At 69.8% G+C, this 16,489-nt stretch carries 16 protein-coding genes and 1 tRNA gene; 7 read left to right on the top strand and 10 right to left on the bottom strand.

Annotation, left to right across the window (positions count from 1 at the left end):
• Window positions 1-73 precede the first annotated feature (73 nt).
• The 6 genes from VGR06_RS16200 to VGR06_RS16175 all read right to left on the bottom strand — a co-directional run bounded on the left by VGR06_RS16200 (window position 74) and on the right by VGR06_RS16175 (window position 7,641).
• Window positions 74-1,540: a serine/threonine-protein kinase gene (locus VGR06_RS16200; RefSeq protein WP_327559903.1), complete on the bottom strand. Its 1,467-nt coding sequence runs from the start codon at window positions 1,538-1,540 to the stop codon at window positions 74-76.
• Between the two features lie 3 nt (window positions 1,541-1,543).
• Window positions 1,544-3,079: a penicillin-binding protein 2 gene (locus VGR06_RS16195; RefSeq protein ID WP_327559902.1), complete on the bottom strand. Its 1,536-nt coding sequence runs from the start codon at window positions 3,077-3,079 to the stop codon at window positions 1,544-1,546.
• Window positions 3,076-4,551: an FtsW/RodA/SpoVE family cell cycle protein gene (locus tag VGR06_RS16190; protein ID WP_327559901.1), complete on the bottom strand. Its 1,476-nt coding sequence runs from the start codon at window positions 4,549-4,551 to the stop codon at window positions 3,076-3,078. Before VGR06_RS16190 ends, VGR06_RS16195 begins: the two co-directional genes overlap by 4 nt.
• Complete coding sequence (locus tag VGR06_RS16185) at window positions 4,551-5,963, bottom strand: PP2C family protein-serine/threonine phosphatase (RefSeq protein WP_327559900.1); 1,413 nt, start codon at window positions 5,961-5,963, stop codon at window positions 4,551-4,553. Before VGR06_RS16185 ends, VGR06_RS16190 begins: the two co-directional genes overlap by 1 nt.
• Window positions 5,960-6,415: an FHA domain-containing protein FhaB/FipA gene (locus tag VGR06_RS16180; protein ID WP_327559899.1), complete on the bottom strand. Its 456-nt coding sequence runs from the start codon at window positions 6,413-6,415 to the stop codon at window positions 5,960-5,962. Before VGR06_RS16180 ends, VGR06_RS16185 begins: the two co-directional genes overlap by 4 nt.
• Before the next feature lie 83 nt (window positions 6,416-6,498).
• Window positions 6,499-7,641, bottom strand: coding sequence for a DUF3662 and FHA domain-containing protein (locus VGR06_RS16175; protein WP_327559898.1), 1,143 nt, complete (start codon window positions 7,639-7,641; stop codon window positions 6,499-6,501).
• Window positions 7,642-7,755: 114 nt separating this feature from the next.
• Between VGR06_RS16175 and VGR06_RS16170 the strand changes: the two genes are divergently transcribed.
• The 3 genes from VGR06_RS16170 (at window position 7,756) to VGR06_RS16160 (ending at window position 9,477) form a co-directional block, all read left to right on the top strand.
• Window positions 7,756-7,838, top strand: a tRNA-Leu gene (locus tag VGR06_RS16170).
• Between the two features lie 383 nt (window positions 7,839-8,221).
• Window positions 8,222-8,836, top strand: a complete 615-nt coding sequence (locus VGR06_RS16165; RefSeq protein ID WP_327559936.1) for a hypothetical protein — start codon at window positions 8,222-8,224, stop codon at window positions 8,834-8,836.
• A gap of 17 nt (window positions 8,837-8,853) precedes the next feature.
• The gene (locus tag VGR06_RS16160; protein ID WP_327559897.1) at window positions 8,854-9,477 is read left to right on the top strand and encodes an NAD(P)H-binding protein; all 624 of its coding nucleotides are present in this window, start codon (window positions 8,854-8,856) and stop codon (window positions 9,475-9,477) included.
• Here VGR06_RS16160 and VGR06_RS16155 read toward each other — a convergent pair.
• Complete coding sequence (locus VGR06_RS16155) at window positions 9,466-10,791, bottom strand: D-arabinono-1,4-lactone oxidase (RefSeq protein WP_327559896.1); 1,326 nt, start codon at window positions 10,789-10,791, stop codon at window positions 9,466-9,468. The two genes, VGR06_RS16160 and VGR06_RS16155, sit on opposite strands and share 12 nt — an antisense overlap.
• A 99-nt stretch (window positions 10,792-10,890) precedes the next feature.
• Here VGR06_RS16155 and VGR06_RS16150 point away from each other — a divergent pair, with 99 nt between their 5' ends.
• Window positions 10,891-12,111: an amino acid deaminase/aldolase gene (locus VGR06_RS16150; RefSeq protein WP_327559895.1), complete on the top strand. Its 1,221-nt coding sequence runs from the start codon at window positions 10,891-10,893 to the stop codon at window positions 12,109-12,111.
• Here VGR06_RS16150 and VGR06_RS16145 read toward each other — a convergent pair.
• The gene (locus VGR06_RS16145) at window positions 12,108-12,719 is read right to left on the bottom strand and encodes a TetR/AcrR family transcriptional regulator (protein ID WP_414637272.1); all 612 of its coding nucleotides are present in this window, start codon (window positions 12,717-12,719) and stop codon (window positions 12,108-12,110) included. The genes VGR06_RS16150 and VGR06_RS16145 overlap by 4 nt on opposite strands.
• A gap of 82 nt (window positions 12,720-12,801) precedes the next feature.
• Between VGR06_RS16145 and VGR06_RS16140 the strand changes: the two genes are divergently transcribed.
• Window positions 12,802-13,434, top strand: a complete 633-nt coding sequence (locus tag VGR06_RS16140; RefSeq protein WP_327559894.1) for a rhomboid family intramembrane serine protease — start codon at window positions 12,802-12,804, stop codon at window positions 13,432-13,434.
• A gap of 15 nt (window positions 13,435-13,449) precedes the next feature.
• Here the strand turns inward: VGR06_RS16140 and VGR06_RS16135 are convergent, their stop codons facing one another.
• The gene (locus VGR06_RS16135; RefSeq protein ID WP_327559893.1) at window positions 13,450-14,190 is read right to left on the bottom strand and encodes a DNA-processing protein DprA; all 741 of its coding nucleotides are present in this window, start codon (window positions 14,188-14,190) and stop codon (window positions 13,450-13,452) included.
• A 763-nt stretch (window positions 14,191-14,953) separates the two neighbouring features.
• Between VGR06_RS16135 and VGR06_RS16130 the strand changes: the two genes are divergently transcribed.
• Window positions 14,954-15,364 carry a phosphoribosyltransferase gene (locus tag VGR06_RS16130; protein ID WP_327559892.1) on the top strand — a complete coding sequence of 137 codons (411 nt, stop codon included), beginning with the start codon at window positions 14,954-14,956 and terminating at the stop codon, window positions 15,362-15,364.
• Here VGR06_RS16130 and VGR06_RS16125 read toward each other — a convergent pair.
• Window positions 15,335-15,685 carry a hypothetical protein gene (locus tag VGR06_RS16125; protein ID WP_327559891.1) on the bottom strand — a complete coding sequence of 117 codons (351 nt, stop codon included), beginning with the start codon at window positions 15,683-15,685 and terminating at the stop codon, window positions 15,335-15,337. The genes VGR06_RS16130 and VGR06_RS16125 overlap by 30 nt on opposite strands.
• A 142-nt stretch (window positions 15,686-15,827) precedes the next feature.
• Here VGR06_RS16125 and VGR06_RS16120 point away from each other — a divergent pair.
• Window positions 15,828-16,489: hypothetical protein (locus tag VGR06_RS16120; protein WP_327559890.1), on the top strand; the 662-nt coding region annotated here is incomplete at its 3' end.

Genomic DNA, 16,489 nt, shown 5'->3' with positions numbered 1-16,489 from the left:
GGTGGGCCGTCTCAGCTCCTCGTCTTGACGTGCGTCCCATCATGCCGGTTTTCCCGCTCCGACAAGCGGAGGTTCAGCCAGGTGGTGCGTTGGGTCGGCACCGGATGGTCACCTGGGAACCGATCGGCGCCCCACCGGCCGGCGTTACCTCGGTGACAACACAGGTGCTCAGGTCCTGTGGCGCCACCCCGGCGGGGGTCACCACTGTGGTGTTCAGTCCGGCATTGGACAACTCCATGACGGCGAAGGTCGCCGGGTGGTCCAGATACCGCGCCGGGTCGACAGTGATCAGGCGCCCCGGCTTCGCTCCCGGTGATCGGGGGAAGCCGGACTGGCGGGGTGGCCCGCCCGGCTCGGCATTCTCCCCCGGACTGGTGACGGATGAACCCGGCCCGGGGTTGTCCTGATTATCCGACGAGTCACGCGACCGCAACATCGCGGGGATCCCCAACGCGGCGAGCAGGATCAAGGCGGCGATCAACACCGCCAGGAGCACCCACAACCACGTGCGGTTACGCCGCCGCGGGGGCGGACCCATCGGAAACGGCCCGCTGGGCGGCATGCCCGGCAGGCTGGGCGGGCCGAGCGGGGTGATCCGCGGGTGTGTCCCGGTCGGAGGACCGTGTCTGAATTCCTGGCTCGATGGCGTAGCGCCAGTGTGATACACCCGGGCCAGCGGGCGGCCGGACGGCGCGGGTAACGGCATTCCGGCACGTACGGCGGCCACCGCGGCGGCGAACTCCGCGCCGCTGCCGTAGCGCTGCCGGGGGTCCTTCATCAGGGTGGCCTCGATCACCGCGCGGGCATGCGGCGGGACGTCGGGCGGCAGCGGCGGCGGCAGGTCCCGGATGTGCATCATCGCCACGGTCACCGCGTTCTCGGACAGGAACGGGCGGTGCCCGGCGAGGCACTCGTAGCCGACCACGGCGAGCGAGTACACGTCGCTGGCCGGTTCCGCCTCGTGCCCGAGCGCCTGCTCCGGGGCGATGTAGTGCGCGGTGCCCATGACCATGCCGGAGCGGGTGACCGGGGCGGCGTCCGCGGCCTTGGCGATGCCGAAGTCGGTCAGCTTCACCTGACCGCTCGGCGTGATCAGGATGTTGCCGGGCTTGACGTCCCGGTGCACGAACCCGCGCTCGTGCGCGGCCTGCAGGGCGGTTCCGGCCTGTTCCAGGATGTCGAGCGTGCGCTCGGCGTTGATCCGCCGCTCCCGGGCCAGAATCGCCGCCAGCGGCTCGCCCTCGACCAGTTCCATCACCAGGTAGGCGGTGTCCTTCGGGCCGTCCACCACGCCCGCGGTCTCGCCATAGTCGTGCACCGCGGCGATGCCGGGGTGGTTGAGCGAGGCGGTGGTGCGGGCCTCGGTGCGGAACCGGTGCAGGAACTCCGCGTCCCCGCACAGCTCCGGCTTGAGCACCTTCACCGCGACCCGGCGGTCCAGCCGGGTGTCTGCGGCCTCCCACACCTCGCCCATGCCGCCGACCGCGATGCGCCGCGCCAACCGGTACCGGTCGGCGAGGAGCTGCCCCGACGTCAGCATCGTTCAGATCCCCCCGGCGAGGGCGGCCCGGATGGTGGCCCGCCCGATCGAGGCGGACAGCCGGCCGCCGGTGGCCGCCTCGTCCTTGCTCTCCACCACCACGGCCACGGCGATCTTCGGCTGGTCGGCCGGCGCGAACGCCACGTACCAGGCGAACGGGGGCGTGTTCTTCGGGTCGGAACCGGTCTCCGCGGTGCCCGTCTTGGACGCGATCACCGGGTTGTTGTTCGGGGTGCCGCCGACCGTGTGCTCCTCGGACAGCTTCATCATGTCGCGCAGCGTCGCGGCGTTGCGCTCGGACATCGCCCGGTCCACCCGGTCGGTCTCGAGGCTGGAGATCGTGTCCAGGTCCGGGGCGAGCACCTGGTTGATCAGCTGGGGACGCATCCGCTCGCCGCCGTTGGCGATGGTGGCGACGATCTCGGCGTTCTGCATGGCGGTCAGCCGCACGTCGCGCTGCCCGATGCCGGTCTGGTAGAGGGCCGGCCCGTCCACCACGTTGAGGCAGTTGCCGCCGGTCCGCGGCCCGATGCAGGACTGCACCACGGGCATCGGGATCGTGAGGTCGGCCTCACCGATGCCGAACCGGCGCGCCTGCTCCCGGATCTTGTCCTCGCCGAGGTCGTGGGCGAGCTGGGCGAAAGCGGTGTTGCAGGAGAACTGCAGCGCGGTCTCCATGCTGACGTTGCCGCCGCCGCTGTTGCCGCAGGTCTTGTTGCCGAAGTTGGCCAGGCAGGTGGACTCGTTGGCGCCTGCCTGGCAGGGCTGCCCGTTGATCACGTTGATCCCGTTGGCGCCGGTGAGCTGGGTGTTCTTGTCCTTGCCGTCCTCCAGCGCGGCCGCGGCGACCACCAGCTTGAACGTGGAGCCGGGGAAGTAGTTCTCCGCGATGGCCCGGTTCAGCAGCGGCTTGCGCGGCGCGTTCGCGTCCCGGACCTGGTTGTAGGCCTTCTCCTGGTCCTCGGCGTCGTGCGCGGCCAGCGTGTTGGGGTCGAACGAGGGCGTGCTCACCATGGCCAGGATCTCGCCGGTCTGCGGGCGCAGGGCCACCACCGCGCCGTTGAAGTCCTTGGCGGTCAACGCGTCGTAGGCGGCCTGCTGCGCCTGCGGGTTGATGGTCACCACGACGTTGCCGCCGCGCGGGTCCCGGCCGGTGATCAGGTCGGAGAGCCGGCGGACGAACAGCCGGTCGTCCGAGCCGTTGAGGATCGAGTCCTCGGCGCGCTCCAGCCCGGTGGCGCCGTAGCGCACCGAGTAGAAGCCGGTCACCGGGGCGTACACCAGCGGGTTCGGGTACTGCCGCCGGTAGCGCAGCCGGTCGTTGGTGGGGGAGACGTTGGCGATGATCTGCCCGCCGTACTGGGACTGGATCTGGATCCGGCCGCGCTGCCGGGCGTACTCCTCGTACAGCACCCGGTTGTTGCGGCTGTCGCTGCGGTAGTCGTCGGCCTTGACGATCTGGATGTAGGTGGCGTTGGCCAGCAACAGGATGATCATGGCCAGCATGGCGAGGCCGACCCGGCGAAGCGGTGTGTTCATGACTCGGGTCGCTCCTCCGGCCGCTCGACCATGACCGTGTGCGCCTCGGCGATCGGCGTCTGCGGGACGATCCGCGGCCGCGACCCGGCGTGCGGGCGGCGGGCCGCGTCGGAGATCCGCAGCAGCAGGGCCACCAGCACGTAGTTGGCCAGCAGCGAGGAACCGCCGGCGGACAGGAACGGCGCGGTGATGCCGGTCAGCGGGATCAGCTTGGTGACGCCGCCGACCACCACGAACACCTGCATGATCAAGGCGAAGGAGAGGCCGCCGCCGAGCAGCTTGCCGAACGTGTCCCGCACCGCCAGGGCACTGCGCATGCCGCGCATCGCCAGCAGCGTGTACACCAGCAGCAGCGCGGCCAGGCCGATGAAGCCGAGCTCCTCCCCGATCGCCGCGGTGATGAAGTCGCTGTTGGCCAGCGGCACCATGTCCGGCCGCCCGGCGCCGAGGCCGGTGCCGCCCACCCCGCCGGTGCCGAGCCCGAACAGCGACTGGGCGATCTGGTAGCCACCGCCGTCGTAGTCGGCGAACGGGTCCAGCCAGTTGTGCACCCGCAACTGGATGTGGCCGAACGCCTGGTAGGCCAGGACGCAGCCGCCGGCGAACATGATCAGGCCGACCACCACCCAGATGATCCGTTCGGTGGCCACGTACAGCATCACCAGCAGCACGCCGAAGAACAGCAGCGAGGTGCCCAGGTCCTTCTCGAAGATCAGCACGCCGACCGAGACCGCCCAGGCGACCACGATCGGCCCGAGGTCCCGGGCCCGCGGCAGGTCCACCCCGGCCACCCGGCGCCCGGCCGCCATGAACAGGTCGCGTTTGGACACCAGGAACGCGGCGAAGAACACCAGCAGCAGGATCTTGGCGAACTCCCCGGGCTGGATGGAGAAGATCCCGATCCGCAGCCAGATCTTGGCGCCGTTGATGGTCGGCGCGATCACTCCGGGCAGCATCGCCGGCAGGGCCAGCATGACGAGGCCGACCAGGCCGAAGGTGTAGCCGTAGCGGGTCAGCGTGCGGTGGTCGTTCAACACCTTGAGCACCACCAGGAACAGCACCAGCGCGATCGTGGTCCACAGGATCTGCTTGGGCACCTGGTTGTTGATCTCGCGGTTGGCCGCCAGCGCGCGCTCCGAGTAGGCCAGGTCCAGCCGGTAGATCATGACCAGGCCCAGGCCGTTGAGCAGCGCCACGCACGGCAGGATCAGCGGGTCGGCGTAGGGCGCCCAGGCCCGCACCGCGGCGTGCGCCACGCCGAACAGCGCCAGGTAAGCCAGCCCGTACCAGACGATGCGCAGGGTCAGCTGCTGTTCCTGGTTCGCCTCGACGAGCATCAGCGCGCCGGTGACCAGCCCGGCGGCGAAGGCCAGCATGGACAGCTCGGTGCCGCGCCTGGTCGGAGCCGACCTGTCCGGCGGGGCGTTACCCGGCCCCGCCGCCACCGCCACCGGGGCTGCCGGCTGTGCCATCAGCCGCCGCCCTTGTCCTTGCGGCAGTTCTGCCCCTCGACCGGCTCCGTCCTGGCCGGCGGCGGCTGCACCTCCGCCGAGTTGGACGCGTCCGGCGGCTCCGTCGTGGTGGTGGTCTGCGCCGGCGGGCTGGGGGTGGTCGTGCCGCCGGCCTGCTGCTCCTGCCGGCGGGCGAACTCCGAGCAGGTCGGCAGGGTGTACTTGCGGCGCAGCTCCTGGATGAAGTCCTGCGCCTCCTTGATGCTCTCGAAGCTCTCCGTGCCGGACCGGACCGAGTCCTGGCCGACCGGCTGCAGGTCCTGCACGTACCGCTTGTCGCAGGTGGTGTTCGGGTCGCAGGAGCCCTGCACCTGCTTGTTCAGCGAGATGCCCAGAATGCTGCCGCGCACCCCCTGGAAGATCGCGATCTCGCCGCTCTCGCCCTCGCCGACGAAGTACTGCCGGTTCACCGCGATGACCGCGGCGACCGCGCCGGCGGCCACCAGCATGCCGATCACCAGCAAGATCACGAACAGCCGGATTCGCTTGCGGCGCTTGGCTTTCGGGTCCGGCGGCTCCTCCGGCGGCTCGATCCGCTGGGGCTGCTGGCGGGGCGGGTTGAGCGCCTGGGCGCGGGCCGCGGGCGAGTCCGGCGGCGGCTGCTCGTCGAAGCTGTTGCCGGCCGCGCCGCCGACGATCGGCGCGTCCTCGCCGAAGTCGATGTCCACCACGTCCGCCACGATCACCGTGACGTTGTCCGGCCCGCCGCCCTTGAGCGCCAGCTCGATCATCCGGTCCGCGCACACCTGCGGGTCGGCGATCTGGATGGCCTCGCTCAGCGTCTCGTGCGTGACCACCCCGGACAGGCCGTCCGAGCAGAGCAGGTAGCGGTCGCCCGCGCGGGCCTCCCGGATCGTCAGGTTCGGCTCGATCTCGTGCCCGGTGAGCGCCTTGAGCAGCAGCGAGCGCTGCGGGTGGTGGGCCGCCTCGTCGTCGGTGATCCGGCCCTCGTCGATCAGCGACTGGACGAACGTGTCGTCGTGGGTGATCTGGGTGAACTGGCCGTTGCGCCGCAGGTACGCGCGCGAGTCGCCGATGTGCACCAGGCCGATCCGGCTGCCGGCGAACAGGATCGCGGTGAGCGTGGTGCCCATGCCGTCCAGCTCGGGGTCGCCGGAGACCAGCTCGGCGATCGCGCTGTTGCCGTTCAGCGTCGCCTCGCGGAGCTGGCTGAGCAGGTCGTCGCCCGGCTCGTCGTCGTCGAGTGGGGCGAGCGCGGCGATGACCACCTTGCTGGCCACCTCGCCGGCCGCGTGGCCACCCATCCCGTCGGCCAGTGAGAGCAGGCGGGGACCCGCGTACACGGAGTCCTGGTTGTTGGAGCGGACCAGGCCCCGGTCGCTGCGGGCGGCGTAGCGAAGGACGAGGGTCATGAGCGCAGCTCGATCACCGTCTTACCGATTCGGATCGGGGCGCCTAATGGCACCCGTTGGGGTGCCGTGACCTTAGCCCGGTCCAGGTACGTGCCGTTCGTCGAGCCCAGGTCTTCGACGTACCAATCGGTTCCGCGCAGGGAGATGCGGGCGTGCCTGGTGGACGCGTAGTCGTCGTCGAGCACCAGCGTCGAGTCGTCGGCGCGGCCGATCAGGATGGGCCGGCCGTCCAGCGCGATCCTGGTCCCGGCCAGTGCGCCGTGGGTGACCACCAGCTGGCGGGGGGCCTTGCCGCCGCGCTTCGCCCGGGAGCGGCCGAACCCGGGCATCGCCACCCGCAGCCCGGCGGCCGCGTACAGGTCCGAGCGGACCACCCGCAACGCGGCCAGCACGAACAACCAGAGCAGGGCCAGGAACCCTGCTCTGGTCAGCTGCATGATGAGCTCTGGCACCGGTCGCTAACGCTCCAGCCGATCAAGAGACAACTGACCACACCGCACCGGCTCGCCGGCGTGGTTCGTGGAACCCCGGGCGGTCAGCCCTGGGTGCGGAACACCAGCGAGGAGTGACCGATGCGGACGACGTCACCGTCCGCGAGCTGCCAGGTCTGCACCGGCGTGCCGTTCACCGTCGTGCCGTTGGTGGAACCCAGGTCGGCGAGCGTGGCGCTCTGGCCGTCCCAGGTGATCTCCAGGTGGCGGCGGGAGACCCCGGTGTCCGGCAGCCGGAAGTCGGCGTCCTGACCCCGGCCGACGACGTTGCCGCCCTGCTTCAGCGAGTAGGTGCGGTTGGAGCCGTCGTCGAGCTGCAGGCTGGCCTGGAGCTGGCGCGGTCCGGTCTGCACCGCCGGCGGCGCGTAGCCCTGCTGGGCGTACGGATCCCCGCCCGGCGGCGGGTAGCCGCCCTGCTGGCCGTACCCCTGCTGCCCGTAACCCTGGTCGTAACCACCGGGCTGCTGCCCGTAGCCCTGGTCATAGCCGCCGGGCTGCTGGCCGTACCCCGGCTGCTGCCCGTAGCCCTGGTCGTAACCGCCGGGCTGCTGGCCGTACCCGGGCTGCTGGCCGTAACCCTGCTGGCCGTACCCCGGCTGCTGCCCGTAGCCCTGGTCGTAACCGCCCTGCTGCTGACCGTAACCGTAGTTGGGATCTTGGCCGTACGGGCCTTGGCCGTACCCGTACTGGGCGTACGGGTCGCCATCTGGCGCGTGGCCGGGAGGCTGGCTCATGGATCGGTCTCCTGCGTTGCGAGGTGGTGCTGACCGCGTGCTGGCCTGGTGGCCCGCACCCCTGGCGCCGGTTGCCTTGACGTCAGGGTCGACGGTCGAGCGGGTTCGAAACTGTCCGGTGTGCAGCGCGTCGGAGCGCTCCAGGGAGACTACGACGTCACCATAAGTGTCCCAACCGTGCTCGGCGAGATGCTCCGCCACACAGTCCGCCAGCAGCGCGGTTATCCGTTGCTCGTCGCCGGTGAAGTTCTGGTGGTCGCTCGCGCCCAGTTGCACCACGTAGTGGTTGGGTGCGAGCAGCCGCCCGCCGGCCAGTTCACGGATGTTCTGCTCACTCTCACGCTGCAGCGCCTGTGCCACTTCCTGGGGCACGACGTTGCCACCGAACACCCGCGCGAACGAGTTCCCCACGACCTCTTCCAGCTTGCGGTTCAACCGCTGGCCGATGCCCATGGTGACCTCCTTCCCGTGGGTGCTCCTTGGTCGATCGTATCCGTGCACAGCGAGTAGGACACCGGGATGTGCAAAGCCGGGTAACCGCACGTGCTAGGCTTCCTCCCGCTTCTCGGGCGAGTGGCGGAATGGCAGACGCGCACGGTTCAGGTCCGTGTGTCCGTAAGGACGTGGGGGTTCAACTCCCCCCTCGCCCACCGGTATTCGTGTCCGCGGAGAGCGCGGACCGGGGTGGGCTCGGATTTCGTTTCTGGGGGGCGACCCCCCAGACCCCCACGGTGCTGGCTCCTTCTGACCCGGCGCTGGGCGCGTTGGTCTTGGACCAGCGGCCCCCGGGGGTCCTTTTCTTGCACTCTCTGTTGGGCCGTTCTGGCTAGTGCCGGTCGTCTGGGGGTTCGGCCAAGTGGCAGCACAGTCGGGGCGAAGTCCAAGTGCCGGTTGGCGACCGGTTAACGAGCGTGGGATGCCGCCGGTCGCAGGGGATGCGTTCGTGTCTGCGACTCCAAAGGGGATGGCTGGTAGGCCGGACATGTACACGAGTTGAAGCTGGCTAGTGGAGAGGGCGGAGTTCGTGAGCGGCATGTCTGGGCGCACGGCAGTTCCCGAGAACCTCAAGGCGCTGCCGGCTCCACTCGTCCCTCCTGTCGAGTTGCCCGCGCCGGCCGATGAGCTGGCCGTGGCGGCGGCCAAGGAGGTCGGCTGGTCCGGTGTGGTGCTGCCGGAGATGCGGCTGCTGGGCCGGCGGGTGTGCCTGGTGGTCGAGCTGATGACCGAGGCGCATGCCGAGCGGATCTGCCTGGGGCAATTGCCGGTGACCGACCGGGCGAGCGTGGCCACCTGGGTGTGGCCGGAGTTCGCCGGCATGGTGCCGGAGCCGGCGGTGCGCGTGGTGGGGGCCATCGCGGTGGCCCGGCACTGGCGGACCGGTCTGGCCAACGTGGTGCCGTTCCTGCGCTACGGGGACGCCGCCGTGGTGCTGCCCACCTCGGTCGTGCTGACCAACGACTACGTGGTGAACTGCCTGCCCCGGGCCCGGGCCTACGGCGTGGCCGTCGTGCGCACCGAGCCGGACGCCGCAGTCGACCTGGACCTGCCCGGCCGAGCCGAGCGGGCGCACGCCGGGATCGACGGCATCCACCGGTGGATCAGTGAGCTGGCCTACGACAAGCTGCTCGCCAGCGCCGCCGTCTCGTAGCGCCTAGCATCGCCCGTATGCGGGTGGTGATCGCCGGAGGGCACGGGAAGATCGCGCTGCGGCTGGCCCGGCTGCTGGCCGCGCGGGGTGACGAGCCCGTGGGCATCGTGCGCAACCCCGACCACGTCGACGACCTCGCGGCGGCCGGTGCCCAGGCCGTGGTGCTCGACCTGGAACACGCCTCCGTTGATCAGGTCGCCGAGGTGTTGGCCGGCGCGGACGCGGTCGTGTTCGCGGCGGGCGCGGGGCCGGGCAGCGGGGCGGCCCGCAAGGACACCGTGGACCACGCGGCGGCGGTGCTGGTGGCCGACGACGCCGGGCGCGCCGGGGTGCGGCGGCACGTTCAGATCAGCGCGATGGGGCTGGACCGGGCCGAGGACCCGGGTATCGACGAGGTGTTCGGTGCTTACCTCCGGGCCAAGGCCGCGGCCGAGGAGGACCTGCGGGCCCGGACAAATTTGGACTGGACCATTCTGCGGCCGGGCCGGCTCACCGACGAACCGGCCACCGGCCAGGTGCGGGTCGCCGAGTCGCTTCCCGGCGGTTCCGTCAGCCGCGAATGGGTTGCGGCCACTGTGGTCCTGCTACTGGACCGATCGGACGACGTCGGCCGGACGCTGGAGATCGTCTCAGCGAGCTGAGCCCAGAACCTTTGCGGTGTAAGGGTTTTCGAATCGTCCCTCGGGGTCCAGGGTGGCGCGTACGGCGGCGAAGTCGGCGAAACGCGGATAACGTTCCCGCAGGACGGCTGCGTCCAGAGTGTGCATCTTGCCCCAGTGCGGGCGCCCACCGACCGCGCCGGCGATCGACTCGAACAGGTCGAAATAGGTCCGGAACGGCATTCCCACGTACTGGTGGATCGCGATGTACGCCGAGTCCCTTTCGTACCCCGTGGACAGCCAGATGTCGTCCGCGGCGGCCACCCGCACCTCGACCGGGAGCATGATCGGATCGGCCAGCCCGGGCACCGTCGCCCGCAGCTCGGCGAGCACCGCGCCGAGCGACCCGCGCGGGATCGCGTACTCCGACTCGACGAACCGCACGCCGCGGCTGGTGACGAACACCCGGTGCGAGGTGTCGCGGTAGGACCGCGGGGACAGCAGCGAGGACATCAGCCGCCCCATCGGCCGCACCGTGCCCGGCACGCGGCGGCCGAGCCGGCACAGCGCGCCGAGCGCGGCGTTCTCCATCACCTGGTACTCGTAGAACCGGCGGACCGCGCCGAGGGGTTTCGGCTCGGCACCGGCCGGCAGCCGGTTGTTCCGTTTGGTCAACGCCTTTGCGCCGTAGGGAAACCAGTAGAACTCGAAGTGGTCGTTGCCGGTGATGTGCTCCTCGAGCCCGTCGAGGACGTCGTCGAGCGGCTCCGGGCGTTCCTCGGCGGACAGCACGAAGGACGGCTCGGTGCGCAGCGTGACGGTGCTGACGATACCGAGGGCACCGAGGCTGACCCGGGCCGCGGCGAACAGGTCGGGCCGCTCGGTGGCCGAGCAGGTCACCACGGAACCGTCGGCCAGCACCAGTTCGAGCGCCTCGACCTGGGTGGCGATGCCGCCGTACGCCGCACCGGTGCCGTGCGTGCCGGTGGCGATCGCCCCGGAGATGGTCTGCGCGTCGATGTCGCCGAGGTTGGTCATGGCCAGCCCCAGCCGGTCCAACTCGGCGTTGAGCGCCCGGATGGTGGTGCCGGAGCGGACGGTGACCAGGCCGGTGGTGGTGTCGGCGGCGACGATCCCGGTCCACCCGGACAGGTCGAGCGCCACCCCGTGCGCCGCGGCGGCACCGGTGAACGAGTGGCCGCTGCCGCGGGCGCGGACGGTCTGGCCGGTCTCGGCGGCGCCGGTGACGGCTTTGCAGATCTCGTTGACGTCGCGCGGTTTCACCACCGCGGCGGCGACGGCCGACTCGGTGCCGGCCCAGTTCCACCATCCTCTGCCCCGCCCCCGCCCGCTCATGGTGGAGCTCCGCGCCGCAGTGCCCATAGTGCCGTGGACATGGAGGAACAATAGGTGAAAGAACTTCACATTTCAAGACTCCTGCCGTACCGTGGTCGTGTGTCCCCCAACCCGTCGCGGGCCCGGCTCGACACCGCCACCAAGCACCTCGACCCGCCGCTGGCCGTGGTGGACGTCGACGCGTTCGATCACAACGCCGCCGACCTGGTGCGGCGCGCCGCCGGGACGCCGATCCGGGTGGCCAGCAAGTCCGTCCGCTGCCGGTACCTGCTCGAGCGGGTGCTGCATACCCCGGGGTTCGCCGGGGTGATGGCGTACACCTTGCCGGAAGCCTTGTGGTTGAGCCAGATCTGGTCGGGCACCGAGTTCGCCGGCACCGATCTCCTGGTTGCCTACCCGACCGTCGATCATGCCGCGCTGCGCCGCCTGGCCGCCGACGAGCCCGCCCGGGCCGCGATCTCGATCATGGTCGACTCGGTGGACCACCTCGATCTCGTCGACGCCGCGCTCGGCACCGACCATCCGGAGATCCGGGTCTGCCTGGAGCTGGACGTGTCCTGGCGGCCCGTGCTCGGCCGCGGCGAGGTGCACGTCGGACCCCGCCGCTCGCCGGTGTTCACCCCGCGCGACGCGGCCGGCCTGGCCCGGGAGGTGTTGCGCCGGCCCGGTTTCCGGCTGGTCGGGCTGATGGCCTACGAGGGCCAGATCGCCGGCCTCGGCGACAGCCCCGCCGGCCGCCCGCTGCTGGCCGCGACCCTGCGCTGGATGCAGCGGCGTTCGGCCGCGGAGCTGGCGCAGCGGCGGGCCGCGGCGGTCGCCGAGATCACCGCGCTGGGCCCGCTGGAGTTCGTCAACGGCGGCGGGACCGGCAGCATCGAGACCACGACGGCGGACCGTTCGGTGACCGAGGTGGCGGCCGGCTCCGGGCTCATCGGACCGACGCTTTTCGACAACTACCAACGGTTCTCGCCGCAACCGGCGGTGCTGTTCGCGCTGCCCGTGGTACGCCGCCCGGCCCGGGGCATCGTCACCCTGTTCGGTGGCGGCTACATCGCCTCCGGACCGGCCGGCCGGGACCGGCTGCCGTCGCCCTACCTGCCGGCGGGGCTGCGGCTGCTGCCGATGGAGGGCGCCGGTGAGGTGCAGACCCCAGTGGCCGGCCGGGCAGCGAGCGACCTGCGGGTCGGCGACCGGGTCTGGTTGCGCCACACCAAGGCCGGCGAGCTGGCCGAGCGGTTCACCGAGTACCACGTGATCGAAGGCGACGCGGTGAGCCGCACGGTGCCCACCTACCGCGGCGAGGCAGTCACGTTCGGTTAGTTGAGCCGGCCGGAAAGGTAGGCCCGTACCACGGTCCGCGCCTCGGCGATGACCGTCTCGGCCGGGAACAGCTTGCGGCGGAAGGCGAGGTTGAGGATTCCGTCGGCGATCTCGATGGCCACCGCGATCGGCAGCCGCACCTCGTCCATCGCGATGGTGAACCGCTCCGCGATCAGCTCCGTGATCCCGTCCGCGATGACCGTGTTGTTCTCCCGCTCGCCGGCGATCAGCCGAAGATCGACCACGTCGCCGAACCGGATCCGGGCGAACCCCGGCACCTCGCGGTACATCTGCACATAGATGTCGAACGCGATGTCCGCGCCGTCCCACCAGTGCGCCAGGTCCGTCTCGTCCAGCCGGCGCGCCATCTCGGTCATGAAGTGCTCGACGTTGCGCTGGGTCAGCGCCTGCACCACGGCCCGCTTGTCCGGGAAGAACTGGTACAGCGAACCTACGGCGACGCCGGCGCGCTCGGCGATGAGCGTGGTGGTCACGCCGTCGTACCCGAGCTCGTCGATCAAGGCGGCGCAGGCCTCGAGCATCTGCTCGACCCGCCGCGCACTGCGCTGCTGGACCGGCCTGCGCCGTAACGGAATCGGAGCTGCCACCGTTCTCCCCTAGGGAATTGCGTAGCGCAAGCGTAGCGGCGATTCCGCGGCCGCACCGCCGTTTCGGACTACGCTCCGCAACATGAGCTCGCCGGCGCCCCTCGACGACGGATCGTTGCGGAGTCCTCTCGGCCGGGCCGCCGGCCTCATGGTGGCCTACCTGGTTCTGCTCTGGATCGTGGAGCTGCTGAACGAGGCCAGCGACCGCCGGCTGGCCATCGCCGGCGGTATCCGCCCGCACGACCCCCAGAGCCTGATCGACATCGTCACCGCGCCGTTCCTGCACGGCAGCCTGGAACACCTTGCCAGCAACGCCCTTCCGCTGTTCAGCCTTGGTTTCATCGCGGCTGTGACCGGCACCAGGCGGTTCCTGCTGATGACCGCTACCGTGATCGTCGTCGGCGGCGCCGGCGTCTGGTTCTTCGCCCCGCCCGACACCCTCCACGTCGGCGCCAGCGGCGTGGTGTTCGGCTACTTCGGCTACCTGCTCATGCGCGGTCTCATCGACCGCCGTCCGGTCGACCTCGTGGTGTCCCTGGGCATCGCCCTGTCCTACGGGTACGCCATGTGGAACTCCATCGGCTACGGCGCCGCCGGCATCTCCTGGCAGGGCCACGTCTCCGGCTTCGTCGGCGGCCTCGTCGCCGCCTTCCTGTTCCGCGAGCAACGCCGCCGGATCGCCCCGACCAGCCGCCTCACCCTGCCGCCGGCCTGAGCCCCAACGAGGTTGTCACACGAGCACGAGTTGTCCACCCGAGCCGGTGGAATGCAGCCGCCGCAGTTCCGCCGTCAACGTGGCTCGATCCGAGATGCGGTGTCCGCCCAGTGCCAGCAACTTGGTGTTGCCATCGGGGTCGCCACCGGCGAATCCCAGCACGAGGAGCCGCCGTCCAGCCTGTATGGCCATCTCTCCGGCTCTCAGCGTCCCGCCGGTCGGGCCGGCCTCGACCACCACGAGTGCGTGGCTAAGCCCGACGATGACCTGATTGCGGGTCATCGCCGCACCGACGTTCCAACGCTGCCCCGGGGGGAACTGGGACATCACCAGCATGTTGTCCTGCGGAAGATCTCGGTACGCCCGCTTGGGCCGAAACTGCCCGATCCCCTCGGCCAGTACCGCGATGGTGGTTCCACCCTCGACGAGCGAGGCCAGGTGGCTCTCGCTGTCGACCCCCTTGGCATACCCCGAAATGACGGTGACACCCGTCCGCGCAGCGTCTGCGCCGCAGGCGCGCGCCGCACGCAGTCCCTCGGGGCTGGCATTCCGAGAGCCGCAGATACCGACCGCCGGTGTGTCGAGGAGCTTGAGAGATCCGCGATAGAACAAGGCAGGTGGTGCCCCGGGCGCCCGGCGAAGCCGGTCGGGGTAGGCCTGATCGTCGCAGAGCAGCACCCGGACACCGTCATCGCTCATCGCGGCCGCTTCGGACTCCGCCGCCGCTCTCTCGGACGCGGGCAGTTCAGTGATCATTGCCCATGCCGTCTGACGCCCCGAGCGGAGCAGATGCTGGGTCAGCCGTCTGGGCCCCCAGCTGCCCGAGGTCCGAGAATCGCGAGCAGCATGTCATCACCGACGGCCACATGCCCTGAGAAAGGACTGGTGCTCGTCACGAGGCCGCTCCCTAAGGCATGGTCTGGCGTTAGAACATACGTTCTATTATTCCGGCTTGTGCACGAATTCGGCAAGGCTAACCGACACGCCGAGACGCGCAGTTCTCGCTCTCTGCGTAGGCGAACGTTCACACTGAGGAGGCAGCACGGAAGGAACATCCTCGCTTGTTCTCAGCTTCACCAGCCACTTCGTACAGGTCTGATCGCCGCGGCAACAGGCTTGATGCATGGAAGTTTGAGCAGGTGGGGCACGAGTGGTTCGTGTTGCTGCGGGGATCACAGGAGATCGCTGTGCACGTCGTCGCGGGCTGTCCAGGCGCTCAGCTCGTTGAACGTCGGCGGCACCACGGTCCGTACTGGTCACATCGCTCACCTGCCCGGGCCCCCGGATGCCGGACTGCGGGACTATCTGGACTTGCTGAGGCACATCCTCGTGCTCTGCGTTCGCGACGGCATTGATGGTGCGGTGGCGCTCGACTTCTACAGCCGGTCGTGTGCGGCCGATCAGGGGCTCGAATACACCGAGGCGGGCACTCTGGTCCGAACCATCAAGTCCTACGCGTACGCCCCTCGGGCTCAGATCGAGGCTGCGGGTCTCGAACTCATGCCAGAAGCTCGTCGCCGTGGTTACCGCGCATCCCTGGTTGCGTTCGGCTGTCGGGGTTCTTCCCGTTCCAGGCCACGACCCCAAGTTCGCGCCGCCCAGCGCGGGGGTGCGCATCGGCGAGACACTTAACCGACTGCTGGGTCTCAGCCTTGTCACCGTGGACTCTCGAACGGAGTTCAGGCGCTCGGCGAAGAACATGACCTCTGCCGAGCGCGCCGCACTCCTCGACGAGTTTATCGTGGTGGACGACCTGAGGGGTTGCACCGTTCTGGTCGTGGACGACGCCTACCACACCGGGTACACCATGGCTGGAGTAGTGAAGGCGGCGCGTGCGGCCGGCGCCGTCACGGTCCTGGGGATCGTGCCGGTTCGGGTGATGCGCCTGGATGTGGAGCCATCAAAAGCCCGCGTACTTGACGTCGAGTGAAACAGATCCCTCCGCTGGTATTGCGCGAACCAGGTCCCGGAGCGTGTCTCGGACCCGCTTGAGCCGGAACTCATCGGGAAGCTGTCCGAGCCCGGCAATCTGGACGAGATCGTCACCGATCCAGGAGCGCTGGTCCAGTTCGTGGTTTCGGCCACGAGCCTGCCTCAGATGGTGGCCCGCGGAGCGCAGGCAGGATGCCGCTTGTGCATCAAGGCGGCCAGCGATCACCGCTGACTCGATCACATCGCGTGCGACCAACAGCGCCATCCCGGGTAGCTCCCCGGTTGACGGGAGTTGTTCCGCCAGTTGCTCGATGTCCATCGTCCGCCTTCAGGTCGTCGCTGGCTTTTGGCGCCTGACGTCATTGAAAATACGTTCAGACGTATTTTCGTGGTGGGAGGCTCGCCGGAGGTTCGTCGTGCCAACAAGGCCCCGGGGCCGGCCGCCGGAGGCAGGCCCGCCCTTGCGGTTCATCCGTTCGGGATCGTTTGCTGACGACCCCAGCTGGGTGGTGTCGGAGCACGATGATCCGGGGGAGGTCGCCGCTGCGTATGCCCAGCAGCAACTGGTGGCTGCCGTTCGGCGAAAGGCTGGCGGCAACGTCACCGCCGCCGATGTCGCTCGGGCGCTCGGACGGCAAGGCGAGGACCGAACCGTGCCCGAGTTCTGGGCCGGTCGGCGCGCCATCACCATGCGCATGTGGTTCGCACTGGCCATAGCCTACGACCTTGATCCACTCGCTTACGCCGAAAGTGACGATCGTCGGACCCTGCTTCCGGCCGCTCATCGCTCGTGGCTTGGCTTGTGGCGACCCGGAGACGGGCTGCCTCGGTTCCGCGCCCCTTTCGAGTCGGCCGATGAGCCCGCCTGGATCAACGCGGCTCAGTGGCTGTCGGAGTGGCTGGACGAGGAAGATCACGCCGGTCTGTTGCGCTTGGCCGACACGCGCATCGCCGTCCACGCCACAGCCAGGGCGTTGGCCGAGACCGGCCTGCCGGTCGATCTTGTCGCCGATCCGTCGGAGGCAGGTACGCATGTTCGGTATGGGCTGAGCTACGAGACCGAGCCGCGCACCGACATCGCGGTTCACCTGATCCCCGACTCTCCGTTGATCAATCGTGACTC

Origin of the sequence: Actinophytocola sp., assembly GCF_036002505.1 — a bacterium.
Classification (GTDB): Bacteria; Actinomycetota; Actinomycetes; order Mycobacteriales; family Pseudonocardiaceae; genus DASYTH01.
The sequence above is the reverse complement of the archived record's forward strand: the minus strand, read 5'-3'. Positions and strand labels throughout refer to the sequence as shown.

Bases quoted from the DNA above. Each gene is read 5' to 3' on its own strand.
- VGR06_RS16155 (WP_327559896.1), bottom strand. From the start codon at position 10,791: ATGAGCGGGCGGGGGCGGGGCAGAGGATGGTGGAACTGGGCCGGCACC.
- VGR06_RS16160 (WP_327559897.1), top strand. From the start codon at position 8,854: ATGCGGGTGGTGATCGCCGGAGGGCACGGGAAGATCGCGCTGCGGCTG.
- VGR06_RS16135 (WP_327559893.1), bottom strand. From the start codon at position 14,190: ATGATCACTGAACTGCCCGCGTCCGAGAGAGCGGCGGCGGAGTCCGAA.
- VGR06_RS16140 (WP_327559894.1), top strand. From the start codon at position 12,802: ATGAGCTCGCCGGCGCCCCTCGACGACGGATCGTTGCGGAGTCCTCTC.
- VGR06_RS16200 (WP_327559903.1), bottom strand. From the start codon at position 1,540: ATGCTGACGTCGGGGCAGCTCCTCGCCGACCGGTACCGGTTGGCGCGG.
- VGR06_RS16185 (WP_327559900.1), bottom strand. From the start codon at position 5,963: ATGACCCTCGTCCTTCGCTACGCCGCCCGCAGCGACCGGGGCCTGGTC.
- VGR06_RS16195 (WP_327559902.1), bottom strand. From the start codon at position 3,079: ATGAACACACCGCTTCGCCGGGTCGGCCTCGCCATGCTGGCCATGATC.
- VGR06_RS16165 (WP_327559936.1), top strand. From the start codon at position 8,222: ATGTCTGGGCGCACGGCAGTTCCCGAGAACCTCAAGGCGCTGCCGGCT.
- VGR06_RS16125 (WP_327559891.1), bottom strand. From the start codon at position 15,685: ATGGACATCGAGCAACTGGCGGAACAACTCCCGTCAACCGGGGAGCTA.
- VGR06_RS16190 (WP_327559901.1), bottom strand. From the start codon at position 4,551: ATGGCACAGCCGGCAGCCCCGGTGGCGGTGGCGGCGGGGCCGGGTAAC.
- VGR06_RS16175 (WP_327559898.1), bottom strand. From the start codon at position 7,641: ATGGGCATCGGCCAGCGGTTGAACCGCAAGCTGGAAGAGGTCGTGGGG.